Origin of the sequence: Streptomyces sp. R-74717, assembly GCF_047305335.1 — a bacterium.
Lineage (GTDB): Bacteria > Actinomycetota > Actinomycetes > Streptomycetales > Streptomycetaceae > Streptomyces > Streptomyces atratus.
Map to the genome: position 1 here is coordinate 9,096,636 of NZ_CP102361.1, position 15,889 is coordinate 9,112,524.

Genomic DNA, 15,889 nt, shown 5'->3' on the forward strand with positions numbered 1-15,889 from the left:
TCTTCGCGGCAGGCATCGCCTCCGCCGAGGACCCCGTCTGCACCGTCGGCCCCCAGCGCGGGGACGCGCCACACAACGCCGAGCGGAAGGAATCGCGGTGAACAGCATCAAGGAGAAGCAGACGGAGGAGAGCCTGCACAGCGACGAGGTCTCGGTCGTCATCAGCGGGTGCGATACGGGCGACGCGCGGATGGTCTTCGACGCGCTGCGGGCCGCCTTCACCACCGACCGGGCCTCGGTCGACGTACCGAAGAAGCTCGCGGAAAGGCGCCCCACCGCATGGGTGGCGACCGTCGATGTCACCGAGGAGAGGGTGGTCTCGGGACCGGTCTCACTCGGCGGTCCCGTGTCGGTCGATGTGCAGGGCGGCTACTGGGCGTGCGAACGGCTCCGGCGGAGCCTGGCGCATGCCTTCGACGTACGGGTCGTCGGGACGGTCTCCGGGGACCAGGAGGAAGAGGTACGCCTCCGCCTGAAAAGCCGGGAGGGCTGAGCAAGCCGGGAGAGTTGAGAAGCCGGGAGAGCCGACAGGCCGACAGGCCGCGGCCCGACGACGGAGCAATGAAGCAGGAAGGTATTGCATATCTGATAGAAAGCGGACAAAAGGCCACCCCTGAAAGGTGCGAGTGAGTGGACCCCTCTCGCGGGCGGGACGACGGTGCGCAACAGCCGGGAGCAACCGGCGACCGTTCCACCCTGACACTGCACATCAACGGAACCGAGCAGACCCTGACGCTCGATCACCGCACCACGGTCCTGGACGCGCTCCGCGAAGACCTCGGCCTCACCGGCGCGAAGAAGGGCTGCGACCACGGACAGTGCGGGGCGTGCACCGTCATCGTCGACGGACGGCGCGCCAACAGCTGCCTGCTGCTCGCCGTCGCCCACGACGGCGCCCGCATCACCACCGTCGAGGGCCTCGCCGACGGCGACCGGCTCCACCCCGTCCAGGAAGCCTTCCTGGACCGCGACGCCCTGCAGTGCGGCTACTGCACACCCGGCCAGATCTGCTCGGCCGTCGGCATGCTCGGCGAGGCGGCGGACGGCTTCCCGTCCGATGTCACCGCTCGCACCGCACCCGTATCCGCCCCGGCGCCGCTCGACATCCCCGAGATCCGCGAGCGGATGAGCGGCAACCTGTGCCGCTGCGGCGCCTACCCCCGTATCGTCGAGGCGATCGAGGACGTGGCGCCGTGAAACCCTTCGGCTACCTCCGCGCCCGGTCCACCGCCGAAGCGGTCCGTGAGAGCGCCGCCCACCCCGGCGCCGGATTCCTCGGCGGCGGCACCAACCTCGTCGACCTGATGAAGCTCGGAGTGGAAACCCCCGACCTGCTCATCGACATCAGCCGACTGCCCCTGGACCAGGTGGGCGACACCGACAACGGCGGACTGCGCATCGGCGCGACCGTACGCAACAGCGACCTGGCCGCCCATCCCGTCGTACGCACCCGCTACCCCGTCCTGTCGCAGGCACTGCTGTCCGGCGCATCCGGGCAGCTCCGCAACACCGCCACGACCGGCGGCAACCTGCTGCAGCGCACCCGGTGCCCCTACTTCCAGGACACCTCCAAGCCGTGCAACAAGCGGGAACCCGGCACCGGCTGCCCCGCCCTCGAAGGCGCCCACCGCGATCTCGCCGTACTCGGCCACTCCGAGCACTGCGTCGCCACGCACCCGTCCGACATGGCCGTGGCCCTGTCCGCGCTCGACGCCACCGTCCAACTGCACGGGCCGGACGGCGAACGCACCGTACCCGCCACCGAATTCCACCGGCTGCCGGGCGACACCCCCCACCGGGACACCGAGATCCGGGCCGGCGAGCTCATCACCGAGGTGGTCCTGCCGCCGCGCCCGGACGGCGCCGGTTCCCTCTACCGAAAGGCCCGCGACCGCGCCTCGTTCGCGTTCGCCCTCGTGTCCGTCGCCGCGGTACTGAGCGTCCGCGACAGCCGGATCGAGCATGCGGCGCTGGCCTTCGGCGGGCTGGCCCACCGGCCCTGGCGCGCACACGTTGCAGAAGGCGCACTCCGGGGCGCACCCGCGACCGACGAGACCTTCGAACGGGCCGTGGACGCCGAACTCGCCGCGGCCCGGCCGCTGCGCGACAACGCGTTCAAGGTGGGCCTCGCCCGCAGTCTGGCCGTCGACGCGCTGGCCGAACTCGCCGCCGACAGCTGAGCAACCGCACAAACGCCGACCCGCAGACGTGAGGACCCGTCATGAGCCAGGCCCCTCCACCACTGGGCACCCCCGCCGCACGTCGCGAGGGCCGGGACAAGGTCACGGGCGCCGCCCGTTACGCCGCCGAGCACACCCCGCCGGGCTGTCTGTACGGCTGGCCCGTCCCCGCCACCATCGCCCGCGGCCGCGTCAGCGCCGTCCACACCGACGAGGCGCTGGCCCTGCCGGGCGTGCACGCAGTCCTCAGCCACGACAACGCCCCGCGGCTGAAGCAGCCCGACGACCCGATCCTCGCCGTCCTCCAGGACGACCGGGTCCCGCACCGGGGCTGGCACGTCGCGCTCGTGGTGGCCGACACGCTCGACCAGGCCCGTGCCGGGGCCGAGGCGCTGCAGATCGCGTACGAAACCGCCGAGCACGATGTCCTCCTGTCCGAGGACCACCCCGGCCTGTACACGCCGGAGACCGTCAACGGCGAGTACCCCGCCGTCCGCGAACGCGGGGACGTCGACCGGGCCTTCGCCAGGGCACCCGTACAGGTCGACGCCACTTACACCATCGGCGCCCTGCACAACCACCCCATGGAGCCGCACGCCTCCACCGCGCAGTGGACGCAGGACGGGCATCTGCACGTTTACGACTCGAATCAGGGGTCCACCGCGGTCCGTGAGAGCCTCGCCGCCGCCTTCGGGCTCCGGCCGCAGCAGATCACCGTGGTCGCCGAACACGTCGGGGGCGGCTTCGGCTGCAAAGGCACGACACGCCCGCAGACCGTCCTGGCGGCCATGGCCGCGCGCCACACCGGACGCCCCGTCAAGGTCGTTCTGCCCAGGCGGCAGTTGGCTGCCGTGGTCGGCCACCGCTCGCCCACCGTGCAGCGCCTCCGGCTCGGTGCCGAACTCGACGGCACCCTGACCTCGGTCTCCCACGAGGTGATCACCCAGACCTCCACCATCAAGGAGTTCGTGGAGCAGGCGGCCGTCCCGACCCGCATCATGTACGGGTCGGCTCACAGCCGTACCACCCATCGTGTGACCGCCCTGGATGTGCCGAGCCCCTCCTGGATGCGCGCACCGGGCGAGGCCCCGGGCCTGTACGCGCTGGAGTCCGCCATGGACGAACTCGCCGCCGCACTCGGCATGGACCCCGTCGAACTGCGCCTGCGCAACGATCCGGTCGACGAACCCGACTCCGGCCGCCCGTTCAGCAGCCGGGGCCTCGCCGCCTGTCTGGAGGAGGGTGCCGCACGCTTCGGCTGGTACGACCGCGATCCGCGCCCCGCGGTCCGTGAAGAGGGTCCGCTGCTGGTCGGTACGGGCGTCGCGTCCGCCACGTTTCCCGTGTACCTCTTCGGCTCCAGCGCCTCGGCGCACGCGGCCCCCGACGGCTCGTACCGCGTCCAGGTCAACGCCACCGACATCGGCACCGGCGCCCGCACCGTACTCGCGCAGATCGCGGCCTCCGTACTGGACACCCCGGTGGAGAACGTCCGGATCGACATCGGCAGCAGCGAACTGCCCGACGCCCCGCTGGCCGGCGGCTCCTCGGGCACGGCCTCCTGGGGCTGGTCCGTGCACAAGGCGTCCACCGCCCTTCTGCGGCAGTTGCGCGAGCGCACCGGCCCCCTTCCCGCCGAGGGACTGACGATCTTCGCGGACACCGAGCAGGAGACCTCCGAGGAGTCTCCGTACGCACGGCACGCGTTCGGCGCGCAATTCGCCGAGGTCGCTGTCGACTCCCGCACCGGAGAAGTACGGGTGCGCCAGATGCTCGGTGTCTTCGCCGCCGGGCACATCCTCAACCCCCGTACCGCACGCTCCCAGTTCATCGGAGGTATGACCATGGGAATCGGTATGGCCCTGACCGAGGGCAGCACCATGGACCCCGTCTTCGGCGACTTCACCGAGAGCGATCTCGCCTCCTACCATGTGCCGGTCTGCGCCGACGTACCGGAGATCGAGGTGCACTGGATCGACGAGGACGACCCGCATCTCAACCCGATGGGCAGCAAGGGCATCGGCGAGATCGGCATCGTCGGCGCCGCGGCGGCCGTCGGCAACGCTGTCCGGCACGCCACCGGCGTCCGGCTGCGCAGCCTTCCTCTCACCCCGGACACGCTGCTGCCGTATCTGCTCTGACCTGGGCAGATGCTTGCTGTACGGCAGACCCGTCGGCCCCTGTGTTGCGCAACCGGCTCTGCAGGGTCACCCTGTTGAGTGACCCAGAAGTCATATCTGCTCACTCTTCGTATGTGGGGGGTCGTTGGTTCAATGGGGCGAAGTCAGTGGGCCTCGATGTGAGGAGCCTCGACAATGACCGTTCAATTCGACCGGCACTATCTGGTCGAACTCCAGGTTTCGGCAGAGCGTGTATCGCAGCTGCGGCGGATCATCGCCGCGCACCTCCGCCATTGGAGTCTCGAACTTCATATCCGGCCGGTGTGCCGCGGTGTGGAGGAGCTGCTGACCAATGTCCACCGGCATGTCGGTGACGACAACAACTGTGTCGTCGAAATCCGCTGGTCCGGGCGGCATCTCACGGTCTCTGTCGCCGACAACGGCTCCGAGATGCCGCGGCTGCTCAGCAGCGGCGGCGGTGGTCTCAGCCGCGTCATGGCCCTGAGCGACAGCTGGGGCACCTGCCGCACGGCCGACGGCAAAGTCGTCTGGTTCACCCGGTACGCGAAGGAGCCGCGCACCGTCGACCTGGTGCCGCTGCCGCCACTGCCCGGTGTGGGCGAGTTCCGTCGTCCGCCCGTCGCCGTTGCGGATCCCGTTCCCGAAACCACGACGGCGTCCGACTCCGCCCCCGTTCTCGTCTGAGTCGCGCCACCAGGACCGGTACTGCCTGCTTCCGTACCCGCTGAACGCTTCACCTCCCGGCGCGGACGGCGTGCGCACCGCACGCATGGTCCGCGCCGGTCGGGTGTCCGCGCGGCAGGGCCCGCGTTGCGGCACGGCGCGCGGCGCTGCACGGTCGAAGTACCGAGGCAAGGAGGCCACAGTCATGCCCATCGCGACGGTCAACCCCGCGAACGGCGAGACGCTCAGAACGTTCGACGCACTGGGAGAGGCGGAGATCGAGCAGAAGCTCGACGCCGCCGACACCGCGTTCCGGCAGTACCGCACCACCGGATTTAACGAGCGGGCCGGCCTGCTGAACCTGGCCGCCGGTCTTCTGGACGAGGACGTACAGGACATCGCGCGCACCATGACCACCGAAATGGGCAAACCCGTCAAGGCGGCCCGAGCGGAGGCCGCCAAGTGTGCGAAGGCGATGCGCTGGTACGCGGCCCACGCCGAAGAACTCCTCGCGGACGAGCATCCGCCGCCGGACGATGTGCAGGACTCCGGTGCCTCCAGGGCCTACGTCCACTACCGCCCGCTGGGCGCCGTCCTTGCCGTGATGCCGTGGAACTTCCCGCTCTGGCAGGTCGTACGATTTGCCGCCCCCGCGCTGATGGCCGGGAACGTCGGCCTGCTCAAGCACGCGTCGAACGTCCCGCAGACGGCGATGTATCTGGAAGGCCTGTTCCGCCGCGCCGGATTCCCCGCGGGATGCTTCCAGACTCTGCTGGTGGGATCCGGAGCGGTCGAGTCGATCCTCCGCGACCGCCGGGTCGCCGCCGCCACCCTCACCGGCAGCGAGCCGGCCGCTCGGTCGCGTCGATCGCCGGCGACGAGGTGAAGCACACCGTGCTGGAACTGGGCGGCAGCGACCCGTATCTCGTCATGCCGTCGGCGGACGTCGCCAGGGCCGCCCGTACCGCCGTGACCGCCCGGGTGCAGAACAACGGCCAGTCCTGCATCGCCGCCAAACGGTTCATCGTGCACACAGAGGTGTACGACGAGTTCGCCGAGCGGTTCACCGTGGGCATGCGCGATCTGACGGTCGGCGACCCGCTGCAGGAATCCACCGACGTCGGACCGCTCTCCAGCGAACAGGGCCGCGCCGACCTGGAGGAGCTGGTGGACGACGCGGTACGGCAGGGCGCGAGCGTGCTCTGCGGAGGCGGCCGGCCCGACGGCCTGGGTCCCGAGCTGGAGCGGGGGTGGTTCTACGCCCCCACCGTCCTCACCGGGATCACGACCGGCATGCGCATCCACCGAGAGGAGACCTTCGGCCCCGTCGCCACGCTCTACCGCGTCGAAGGGCTGGACGAAGCCGTGGCGCTCGCCAACGACAGCCCCTTCGGCCTCAGCTCCAACGTATGGACCCGCGACGCGGACGAGGCCCGTCGCTGTGTGCGCGATCTGGAGGCGGGTGGTGTCTTCTTCAACGGCATGACGGCGTCCCATCCCGCGCTGCCCTTCGGCGGCGTGAAGCGCTCCGGCTACGGACGTGAACTCGCCGGGCACGGCATCCGCGAATTCTGCAACGCGACCACGGTCTGGTACGGCCCCGAGCCCGTCGGCGCCACGTCCTAGGAGACACAACATGAGTCATGCCGCCCACCCGGCAGTGACGCCCGGCCCCTCCGACGAAGAGATCGCAACCCTCGACGCGCACTGGCGGGCCGCCAACTATCTGGCCGTGGGCCAGATCTATCTGATGGCCAACCCGCTCCTGACCCGGCCGCTCACCCGGGAGCACATCAAGCCGCGCCTGCTCGGCCACTGGGGCACTTCACCCGGACTGAACCTGGTCCACACCCATCTCAACCGCGTCATCAAGTCCCGCGGCATCCAGGGCCTGTGCGTCTGGGGCCCCGGCCACGGCGGACCCGCCGTCCTCGCCAACTCCTGGCTGGAGGGCAGCTACTCGGAGACGTACCCCGACGTCAGCCGTGACGCCCAGGGCATGGGGCAGCTGTTCAAACAGTTCTCCTTCCCCGGCGGGGTGCCCAGTCATGTGGCACCGGAGACTCCCGGCTCCATTCACGAGGGCGGCGAACTCGGCTACGCCCTCACCCACGCCTACGGTGCCGCCCTCGACCACCCGGACCTGCTCGTCACCTGCGTCATCGGCGACGGAGAGGCCGAGACCGGACCGCTCGCCGCGTCCTGGCACTCCAACAAATTCCTCGACCCGGTGCACGACGGAGCCGTCCTCCCGATCCTCCACCTCAACGGCTACAAGATCGCCAACCCGACCGTTCTCGCCCGCCTCCCCGAGCCGGAACTCGACGCCCTCCTGCGCGGCTACGGGCACGACCCCCTGTATGTCGGCGGCGACGATCCCCTCACCGTCCACCGGGCGATGGCCGCCGCGATGGACCGGGCCGTCGACCGCATCCGGGAGCTCCAGGCCGCCGCCCGTACCGGCGGCGACACCGAGCGCCCGCACTGGCCGGTGATCGTGCTGCGCACCCCCAAGGGCTGGACCGGACCGGCCGAGGTCGACGGGGTGCCCGTCGAGGGCACCTGGCGCGCCCATCAGGTCCCGCTGCCCGGCGTCCGGGACAACCCCGAACATCTGCGCCAGCTGGAGGCGTGGATGCGCTCCTACCGGCCGGAGGAACTCTTCGACACATCGGGGCGCCCCACTGCCCAGGTGCTCGACTGCGTGCCCGAAGGCACCGCCCGGCTCGGCGCGACCCCGTACGCCAACGGCGGTCTGCTCCTGCGCGATCTGCCCATCCCGCCGCTGGACGACCACGCCGTCGAGGTCGACAAGCCCGGCACCGTGCTGCACGAGCCGACGCGGGTGCTCGGCGGCCTGCTGGAGGCCGTCATGGCCGCCACCTCCGAACGCCGAGACTTCCGGGTCGTGGGCCCCGACGAAACCGCGTCGAACCGACTCGACGCCATCTACGAGTCCACCGGCAAGGCATGGCAGGAGCGGATCCTGCCGACCGACGAGCACCTCTCCCGCGACGGACGCGTCATGGAGGTGCTCTCCGAGCATCTGTGCCAGGGCTGGCTGGAGGGGTACCTCCTCACCGGCCGGCACGGCCTCTTCTCCTGCTACGAGGCGTTCGCCCACATCGTCGACTCGATGGTCAACCAGCACATCAAATGGCTCAGGACGTCCCGCCGGCTGGCCTGGCGCCGCCCCATCGCCTCGCTCAACTATCTGCTCACCTCGCACGTCTGGCGCCAGGACCACAACGGGTTCTCCCACCAGGACCCGGGCTTCGTCGACCACATCCTCAACAAGAGCCCCGAAGCCGTACGGGTCTACCTGCCGCCGGACACCAACACCCTGCTCTCCGTCGCCGACCATGCGCTGCGCAGCCGGGACTACGTGAATGTGATCGTGGCGGGCAAACAGCCGAGCTTCGACTGGCTCACCATGGACGAGGCCCGGGCGCACTGCGCCCGCGGAGCAGGTGTGTGGGAGTGGGCGGGCACGGAGGACGGCAGCCGCGAACCCGACGTGGTGCTCGCCTGCGCCGGTGACGTACCCACGCTGGAGACTCTGGCGGCAGCCGATCTGCTGCGCAGGCATCTGCCGGAACTGGCGGTACGGGTGGTCAATGTGGTCGACATGACGCGGCTGCTGCCCCACGGGGAGCACCCGCACGGCATGCCGGACTCCGAGTACGACGCGGTGTTCACCAGGAACACCCCGGTGATCTTCGCCTACCACGGCTACCCGTGGCTGATCCACCGGCTGGCCTACCGGCGGGCCGGCCATGCCCATCTGCATGTGCGGGGCTACAAGGAGGAGGGCACCACCACCACGCCCTTCGACATGGTGGTGCGCAATGACCTGGACCGCTACCGGCTGGTCATGGATGCCATCGATCGGGTGCCCGGCCTCGGCGTCCGTGCCGTGGCGGTACGTCAGGCGATGGCGGATGTCCGTACCCGCCACCACGCCTGGATCCGTGAACACGGCACGGACCTGCCCGAGGTGGCCGACTGGACCTGGAGCGGCTGACACCGCCCCGGGTTCCTGCGACGTGGGCTCAGCGGCCGACAGCCTTTGCCAGCTGGGCCTTCGTCATGTGGGACCGTCCGTGGACGTTCTTCCTCTTCGCCTCTTCGTAGAGCTGGTCGCGAGTAGGCCCCTCGGCTCCGCTGTGGGAGCGCAGACCGCCGCGCCGCGAGGGCGACATGTCCTCGATGGAGGTACGGCTCGCGGTCCTCGACTCGCCGGCGCGGGCGCGCTCCTTGTTGACCGTACGGGCCGCGATCTCCTCGGCCCGTTCCTCGCTGACCCCGCGCTCCTGTGCGCTCTCCTTGATGTGTTCGTACTGCCGTTCCCGTTTGGCGTTGGATCCGCGTGGCATGGCGCGCTCCTCTCCCTGGGATCTGCCCCAGGACTCGGGCCCGGGGCTCGATCGGGCCCTTCCTCAGTGTCCCAGCGGCCCCCGGAGCCCGCATGCCTGCCGCGTACCCGATGCGGCGTAGCGTGCTGCCCTGCTGTTCAGTAGCGCAGGGCCGCCGCGATCCGTCCGTACTCCGCGAGCGAGTCGTCCGCGAGAAAGACCACGTCGGTGCCGCTGTCCAGTGCCGCCTCGACGAGCTCGTCGACGATGTCCTCTCGGACCGAGCCGTCCGTGAGGTCCGCGGCTCCACCGCTCACCGGTTCGAGGTGCTCGTCCGTCACCCGTACCGTCTGCTGGAAGTGCTCCTCCACCGCGACCAGTCCGGCGCGGCCCTCCCGTACCGCGGCCCACACCTCGTCGAGACCACCTGCAAAGGCACGGCGGCCACGCGCTTCGTCCAGTCTGCCGTCGATCTCCGCCGCGAACCGCTGCTGCCGCTCGGCGAGCGCCGGCCGCAGCTCCTTGAGCAGGCCGGCCGGTGTCATGTCGGCCGGTACACCCTTGGTGACCCGGCCCACGGCCGACTTGGCGCTCTCGCCGACCTCGTCCAGCAGGGCGAGCGCGGGGGCGAGGCCGATCAGATACAGCGGGCGCGGGTCCGTGGCCAGTACCGCGCGCAGCTTCTCGTCGACGGTGCGCAGGAAGTTGCGCGTCTCCTCGTCGCTGAAGGTGCTCGGGGTGTCGCCGATCCGCTCCTCGCGCTGCGGGTTCGGTGCCTCCCTCGGAGCCGTCAGCGGGAATCCGCCGGTCTGCTCCTCGTGCAGGGCGTCCGCCGTGCCGCTCCACAGGGCGGCGTGCTCGGCCGACACGGTGAGCGCCCAGAACGGCTGGGCCTGGGCCTTCGCTGCGACCAGGTTGCGGGTCAGATAGGTGTCGCTGAGGACCACCCGCTCGGGTGCAGTACGGGGAAGCTGCCAGATCTGGTGCTCGTCGGCGGTGGCGAGGACGATCAGGGCGTCCAGGGCCCGGCGGGGGTCCACCTCGTCGACCGCCCGGTCGAGCTGTTCCTTGATGGCGTTCCGGGCCTCGCGGGTGACCGCGGGATCCGCTTCCAGCCGGCTGACGGCCTCGGACGCCAGGTTGCGCAGCCGAACGGGGTCCTGGGCGTTGTCCGGAGCGCGGCGGTGCGTCGGCATGGTCAGGGACAGGGCCGGATAGGTCTTGGCCGCCCGCAGTTCCTGCAACAGGCCGACGGTCAGGGCGTCCGCATCCATCGTTGTCTCCCAGGGCTTCGGCTGGCATCCGCTCCCGAGTGAAGCGGGTGTATTCGACGAGTCAATTCATACCTTTTGATCCTAATATGAGCGAGTTCTTCATAGTCGGTCTCAGGAGGTACGCGCGATGTCCACGCTCACCGTGTGGAAGTTCCAGTCGGCCGAGGGTGCGGAGAACGCGGAGACCACGCTCAAGTCCCTCCAGAAGCAGGGGCTGATCAAGATCCTCGACGCGGCCGTGGTCAGCTGGCCCGCCGACCGGGCGAAGCCCAGGACCAAGCAGTTGATCGACCTCGTCGGTGCCGGCGCACTGAGCGGCACGTTCTGGGGAATGCTCTTCGGGCTGATCTTCCTGATGCCGCTGCTGGGCGCCGCGATCGGTGCGGCGGCCGGGGCGCTGGGCGGCAAGCTGGCCGATGTCGGCATCGACGACGACTTCATCGCCGAGGTCAAGGAGAAGGTGACGCCCGGGACTTCGGCCCTGTTCCTGCTGACCATGAACGAGGTGCCCGACCGGATCAGCGACGCCCTGCCCGGCGGCGGCGCCGAACTGCTCCACAGCAACCTGGACACGCAGAGCGAGGCGCGGTTGCGCGAGATCTTCGGCGAGGACGCGGCCTGACCGACCGGGGAGCCCGGCCGTCCGGGTTCCCCGCACCGTCTCTGCCTCACCCCCATTTCCTCATCTCTCCATACCTCTCCCTCTCCCTTACGCCCTTCCGAGCAGACGGAGCGTCCGTGAACCCGACCAGCCCCTTGCGGCACGCCCTCGGCGGCCGCGCAGCCCGCACCCTGACCCCAGCCGTGCTGGCCGTGTCGATCATCGCCGGTACCGCCGCCTGCGGCGGCTCCGATACCTCCTCGCAGGGCACGGCCAGGAGCACCCGTACGGTGTCCCCGGAACCGGCCATGACCCGGTCCGCGAGCGCCAGTCCGCGTACCCAGCAGGAATTCGCGGCCTCGGTCTCCGCCGCCGCCGAGCGCAACCGGCAGCAGGCCGCCAAGCAGCTCGCAGGCGTCAAGGGACGGGGCAACGCGGTCAAGGACGTCTCGGTGACGGGGCTTCCGGTCGTGAAGTCCGAGCAGTTCCGCAGCGCCCTCGTCCGCGTCACCAACCGCACGGACAAGGCCGCCTTCTACGCCGTCAAGGTGGAGTTCGTCGACTCGTCCGAGAAGGTGCTCGACTCCGTGGTGCTCGGCTTCGCGGACGTCCCGCCCGGCCGGACCGGCAGTCAGCACGCCAACAGCCGCAAGGCGGCCGGCGTCAAGACATTCCCCCGGATCGCCCAGGCCGAGCGCAGCTGACGGCCGGGCCGGGTGAGCAACGCCGCCGAAGCCGTCACCGATGCCCTGCGCGAACTGCACACGCGCTTCGCCGGGCTGCGGGACGGTCAACTCGCCGACTACATCCCGCAACTGGCGCTGGCCGAACCGGATGCGTTCGGACTGGCGCTGATCAGCATGGACGGTCACCGCTACAGCACAGGTGACGCCGACGCCCCGTTCACCATGCAGTCCGTGTCGAAACCCTTCGTCTACGCCCTCGCCCTGTCCGTCCTCGGGCTCGACGAGGTGGGGCGCTGGGTGAACGCCGAGCCCAGCGGCGAGGCTTTCAACGCCATCAGTCTGGAACCGGTCACAGGGCGGCCCGACAACGCCATGGTCAATGCGGGCGCCATCGTCACCACCGCGCTGATCCCGGACACCCCCGACGCCCCCAGATTCGGCCGCATCCTCGACTGCCTGAGCCGGTTCGCCGGACGGCGGCTGGATGTCGACGAGCAGGTGTACGCCTCCGAGTCCGTCACCGGCGACCGGAACCGCGCCCTCGCCTATCTGATCCGCAGCGCCGGACCGCTGCCCGTCGACCCGGTGGCGGCGATGGAGACGTACTTCAGACAGTGCGCGGTACGGGTCACCACGCTGGACCTCGCCGCGATGGCCGCGACCCTCGCGCACGGTGGCGTCAACCCGCTCACCGGCGTCGAGGTGGTCCCGGAGCCGGTCGCGGCCCAGGTGCTGGCGGTGATGGCGACCTGCGGCATGTACGACGTCTCGGGCGACTGGCTGCTACGGGTGGGGCTGCCGGCGAAGAGCGGTGTGTCCGGCGGACTGATCGCCTCGGGCCCTGCCAGATTCGGACTGGCGACGTACAGCCCGCTGCTGGATCCGGCCGGCACCTCCGTTCGGGGGCGCGCCGCGCTCGGGGCCCTGTCGGAGCGGCTCGGCCTCCATCTGATGCACAATCCGGCATTGGCCGGATCCACCGTCACTCTGGTCACGACCGCCGACGATCTGCCGTCCGCCCGCGCCGGGCCGTGGGAGCGCGCCCGGCGTGAACGGGTCGCGGTCGTCGCCGCCCAGGGTGCTCTCGACTTCACCGCGACCGAACGTGTGCTTTATGCCCTGGACGAGGCGCGACCGCAGGAGACGGGGGCCGCGGTGCTGGATCTGCGGCAGGTGACCGACATCGACTCGGTGGCCCGGGCGGTGCTGCGGAGCGGACTCGGCCGGCTCGTGAAAGGCGGCGTGCGCACCGCCGTGGCCGACCCGGCGGGCCACCTCGTCCTGCTCCCCGCCACCGGGGAGCAGGACGAACGCACGGCCCTTCGGCCCTTCGACTCCCGTGAGGAGGCCGTGGCCTGGTGCGCGAGCGGCCTGGCCGACTGAAACGGGGAAGGAGCCGGCCGGGTCTGTCCCTCTACCAGATGGACTCGACCCATTCCGGGTGATCGACAAACGGGTTCCGGTTGTGCTGGTACTGGTCGAATATGACGTCGTTGCGCCGCTTCTCGAAGCTGTCCGGCGGGTCCTCCTGGCTCCACGCCTTCAGTGCCGAGAGGCGGCCGATGTACGGTGCGGAGCCGTTGGACACACGGTCGTTGGGTTCGAGGTCGGGGAAGGCGTCGTCGCCCTCGTAACGCACCGCCATGTAGAGGATCATGCGGGCCACATCGCCCTTGACCGCGTCGCGCGGTTCGAAGGAGTCGCTGTCGGTGTAGCTGCCCGGTGCGCCGCTGACCGCGCTGCCGCCGTTGTCGAAGTCCTTGTTGCCGCGGATGGAATTGACCGTGACATCCTCCGGGCGCAGGTGGTGGATGTCGGTGCCGGGGCCGGTGGCGGTGCCGAAGTCGCCGTGGGACTTGGCCCAGACGTGCTCGCGGTTCCACTGGCCGACCGAGCCGCCGTTGTCGCTCTTGGGCTCGGAGCGCCCGGAGTAGAGGAGGATCACGTTCGAGGGGTTGGCGGGGTCCTCGTCCGTCTTCTTGAGTGCGTCCCAGACCTGGCTGTAGGAGATCTTGGTCTGGCTGCTGATGATCGTGTGCAGAGCGCTCTTGAGTGCGGTTCCGGACTTGCCGAGCGCGTCCTGGTAGTACGTGTCGTCGAGAGCGCCGAGCGGTGTCGCGGCGACCGGCGCGGCCTGGGGTGTGGCGGCGGGCGCGGCGGCCGCGGTGCCGGCGAGTACCGCGAACGCGGCAAGGGTCGCCAGCAGGGGGCGCCGGTAACGAAGGTGACGACGGGACATGTGGGGTGTCCTCTCCGAAAATGCGGGCACCACGAAGCCGTCACAAGGTGGGGGCGGCGCCGCAGCGGTCGTGTGGTACGTGGTCAGCGGGAGCCTTCCACACGCACCGTGACCATGGTGTGAACGCCGTGTACCTATCATGTGCAGGTCAAGTGAGCGCTTTTCCGTGGCGCCGGGGTCGGATCGGGGAGGCATCGGATGCGGCGGGCCGGGCACGGGGTGAGAATGACCGAAAGGACGAGGAGGCGGCATGAGCGACGAGCCCGAATCCGTATCCGCAGCTCGGGGAGTGACTCCCGACAGCCTCTTGCACACCGGCGGAAGCGACAATCCGTCGGCAGAGGACCTGGTGCTCGCCTCCGGGCGGGACCTGACTCCGAAGAATCTTCAGTGGGCGGAGCGAAGGCTCGCCCGGGAGGGCCGGTCGGCGATCGACAAGGTGCTGCCGTAGTGCATGGCCCGGCGGCCGGCGCGGGGAGTGTGCGGGCGCTCCCCGCAGCTCGGCTAGCCTGGGTGCACAATGAACCGTTTGACTACGTCAGGGGCCGGGTACGACCTCGCCCGCTTCCCCGAGGACCCGCGCGACCCGTTCCGTGCCTGGGACGCTGCCGATGAGTATCTGCTGCGGCGGCTGGAGGGAACCGACGAGTCGGAACCGGTCGACCTGTCGGGCGCTGTGGTCGTGGTGGGCGACCGCTGGGGCGCCCTGAGCACCGTGCTCGCCGGGCACCGCCCCGTGCAGATCACCGACTCCTACCTGGCGCAGCGCGCGACCCTGGCGAATCTGGACCGCAACGGCGTGGACGCGGATGCCGTACGCCTCCTGTCGGCCAGGGACACACCGCCGGACCGTATCGACGTCCTGCTGGTACGTGTCCCGAAGAGCCTCGCGCTCCTGGAGGACCAGCTCCACCGGCTCGCGCCGGCCGTCCATGCGGGCACCGTCGTCATCGGCACCGGCATGGTCAAGGAGATCCACACCTCCACTCTCAAACTCTTCGAGCGGATCATCGGCCCGACCCGTACCTCCCTCGCGGTCAAGAAGGCCCGGCTCATCTTCTGTACCCCGGACCCGGCCCTGACCCGTACGCCGAGCCCCTGGCCGTACCGCTACGACCTGCCCGAGGGCGTCGGTCCGGTCTCCGGCCGGACGGTCACCAACCATGCCGGGATCTTCTGCGCCGAGCGCCTCGACATCGGCACCCGCTTCTTCCTCGGCCATCTCCCCGCGCGCAGCGGCCCCGACCGGGTGGTCGACCTCGGCTGCGGAAACGGCGTCGTCGGGCTGTCCGCCGCGCTCGCCAATCCCGAAGCGACGGTCACCTTCATCGACGAGTCGTACCAGGCGGTCGCCTCCGCCGAGGAGACCTTCCGGGCCAACACCGGCCCGGACGCCAAGGCCGACTTCATGGTCGGCGACGGGCCGGCACAGCTGCCGCCCGCCAGTGCGGACCTGGTGCTCAACAACCCGCCGTTCCACTCCCACCAGGCCACCACCGACGCAACGGCCCGCAACATGTTCCACGGGGCGCGCGCCGCACTGCGGCAGGGGGGTGAGCTGTGGGTCGTCGGCAACCGGCATCTCGGCTACCACACCCAGCTGCGCCGGATCTTCGGCAACTGCACCACGGTCGCGGGCGACCCGAAGTTCGTCGTCCTGCGCGCCGTCAAGCGCTGACGCCCGCGGAGACGTCCTGGCCCTTCCGGATTCTTGCAACACGTTCTACTGTGTGCGCCGCCGCACACGGGC

Annotated in this window: 14 protein-coding genes and 1 pseudogene; 12 read left to right on the plus strand and 3 right to left on the minus strand. The window is 70.2% G+C overall.

Annotation, left to right across the window (positions count from 1 at the left end):
* Positions 1–97: 97 nt before the first annotated feature.
* From NRF20_RS41040 to NRF20_RS41070, 7 genes and pseudogenes are all read left to right on the plus strand, one after another.
* Positions 98–493: a hypothetical protein gene (locus tag NRF20_RS41040; protein WP_413754205.1), complete on the plus strand. Its 396-nt coding sequence runs from the start codon at positions 98–100 to the stop codon at positions 491–493.
* Positions 494–630: 137 nt separating this feature from the next.
* On the plus strand, positions 631–1,197 hold the full coding sequence (locus tag NRF20_RS41045; protein WP_266364696.1) for a 2Fe-2S iron-sulfur cluster-binding protein: 567 nt from the start codon (positions 631–633) through the stop codon (positions 1,195–1,197).
* On the plus strand, positions 1,194–2,180 hold the full coding sequence (locus NRF20_RS41050) for an FAD binding domain-containing protein (protein WP_413754206.1): 987 nt from the start codon (positions 1,194–1,196) through the stop codon (positions 2,178–2,180). The genes NRF20_RS41045 and NRF20_RS41050 overlap by 4 nt, the downstream gene beginning before the upstream one ends.
* A gap of 41 nt (positions 2,181–2,221) precedes the next feature.
* The gene (locus NRF20_RS41055) at positions 2,222–4,321 is read left to right on the plus strand and encodes a xanthine dehydrogenase family protein molybdopterin-binding subunit (RefSeq protein WP_413754207.1); all 2,100 of its coding nucleotides are present in this window, start codon (positions 2,222–2,224) and stop codon (positions 4,319–4,321) included.
* A gap of 174 nt (positions 4,322–4,495) precedes the next feature.
* Complete coding sequence (locus NRF20_RS41060; protein ID WP_266364703.1) at positions 4,496–5,005, plus strand: ATP-binding protein; 510 nt, start codon at positions 4,496–4,498, stop codon at positions 5,003–5,005.
* A 184-nt stretch (positions 5,006–5,189) separates the two neighbouring features.
* A pseudogene (locus NRF20_RS41065) lies at positions 5,190–6,610 on the plus strand (NADP-dependent succinic semialdehyde dehydrogenase).
* A gap of 10 nt (positions 6,611–6,620) precedes the next feature.
* Entirely contained in the window at positions 6,621–9,008 is a 2,388-nt protein-coding gene (locus NRF20_RS41070; protein WP_413754208.1) for a phosphoketolase, read from the plus strand.
* A gap of 28 nt (positions 9,009–9,036) precedes the next feature.
* Here the strand turns inward: NRF20_RS41070 and NRF20_RS41075 are convergent, their stop codons facing one another.
* Positions 9,037–9,360 carry a plasmid stabilization protein gene (locus NRF20_RS41075; RefSeq protein WP_398629428.1) on the minus strand — a complete coding sequence of 108 codons (324 nt, stop codon included), beginning with the start codon at positions 9,358–9,360 and terminating at the stop codon, positions 9,037–9,039.
* A 137-nt stretch (positions 9,361–9,497) separates the two neighbouring features.
* Complete coding sequence (locus NRF20_RS41080) at positions 9,498–10,613, minus strand: chemotaxis protein (RefSeq protein ID WP_398629427.1); 1,116 nt, start codon at positions 10,611–10,613, stop codon at positions 9,498–9,500.
* A gap of 127 nt (positions 10,614–10,740) precedes the next feature.
* On the opposite strand from NRF20_RS41080, the gene NRF20_RS41085 reads away from it, so the two are divergent.
* The 3 genes from NRF20_RS41085 (at position 10,741) to glsA (ending at position 13,283) form a co-directional block, all read left to right on the plus strand.
* The gene (locus NRF20_RS41085; RefSeq protein ID WP_398629426.1) at positions 10,741–11,235 is read left to right on the plus strand and encodes a DUF1269 domain-containing protein; all 495 of its coding nucleotides are present in this window, start codon (positions 10,741–10,743) and stop codon (positions 11,233–11,235) included.
* Positions 11,236–11,351: 116 nt separating this feature from the next.
* A complete protein-coding gene (locus tag NRF20_RS41090) occupies positions 11,352–11,918 on the plus strand; it encodes a hypothetical protein (RefSeq protein WP_398629425.1) in 567 nt (188 codons plus the stop codon).
* Positions 11,919–11,930: 12 nt separating this feature from the next.
* A complete protein-coding gene (gene glsA, locus NRF20_RS41095) occupies positions 11,931–13,283 on the plus strand; it encodes a glutaminase A (RefSeq protein ID WP_398629424.1) in 1,353 nt (450 codons plus the stop codon).
* Between the two features lie 31 nt (positions 13,284–13,314).
* On the opposite strand, the gene NRF20_RS41100 is transcribed toward glsA, so the two are convergent.
* Positions 13,315–14,139 carry an endonuclease I family protein gene (locus NRF20_RS41100; protein WP_398629423.1) on the minus strand — a complete coding sequence of 275 codons (825 nt, stop codon included), beginning with the start codon at positions 14,137–14,139 and terminating at the stop codon, positions 13,315–13,317.
* Positions 14,140–14,389: 250 nt separating this feature from the next.
* Here NRF20_RS41100 and NRF20_RS41105 point away from each other — a divergent pair, with 250 nt between their 5' ends.
* Positions 14,390–14,590, plus strand: a complete 201-nt coding sequence (locus tag NRF20_RS41105; protein ID WP_398629422.1) for a hypothetical protein — start codon at positions 14,390–14,392, stop codon at positions 14,588–14,590.
* 69 nt (positions 14,591–14,659) lie between these two features.
* Complete coding sequence (locus NRF20_RS41110) at positions 14,660–15,817, plus strand: methyltransferase (RefSeq protein ID WP_398629421.1); 1,158 nt, start codon at positions 14,660–14,662, stop codon at positions 15,815–15,817.
* The last annotated feature ends 72 nt before the right edge of the window (positions 15,818–15,889 follow it).

Bases quoted from the DNA above. Each gene is read 5' to 3' on its own strand.
- NRF20_RS41055 (WP_413754207.1), top strand. From the start codon at position 2,222: ATGAGCCAGGCCCCTCCACCACTGGGCACCCCCGCCGCACGTCGCGAG.
- NRF20_RS41060 (WP_266364703.1), top strand. From the start codon at position 4,496: ATGACCGTTCAATTCGACCGGCACTATCTGGTCGAACTCCAGGTTTCG.
- NRF20_RS41070 (WP_413754208.1), top strand. From the start codon at position 6,621: ATGAGTCATGCCGCCCACCCGGCAGTGACGCCCGGCCCCTCCGACGAA.
- NRF20_RS41075 (WP_398629428.1), bottom strand. From the start codon at position 9,360: ATGCCACGCGGATCCAACGCCAAACGGGAACGGCAGTACGAACACATC.
- NRF20_RS41080 (WP_398629427.1), bottom strand. From the start codon at position 10,613: ATGGATGCGGACGCCCTGACCGTCGGCCTGTTGCAGGAACTGCGGGCG.
- NRF20_RS41085 (WP_398629426.1), top strand. From the start codon at position 10,741: ATGTCCACGCTCACCGTGTGGAAGTTCCAGTCGGCCGAGGGTGCGGAG.
- NRF20_RS41100 (WP_398629423.1), bottom strand. From the start codon at position 14,139: ATGTCCCGTCGTCACCTTCGTTACCGGCGCCCCCTGCTGGCGACCCTT.
- NRF20_RS41105 (WP_398629422.1), top strand. From the start codon at position 14,390: ATGAGCGACGAGCCCGAATCCGTATCCGCAGCTCGGGGAGTGACTCCC.
- NRF20_RS41110 (WP_398629421.1), top strand. From the start codon at position 14,660: ATGAACCGTTTGACTACGTCAGGGGCCGGGTACGACCTCGCCCGCTTC.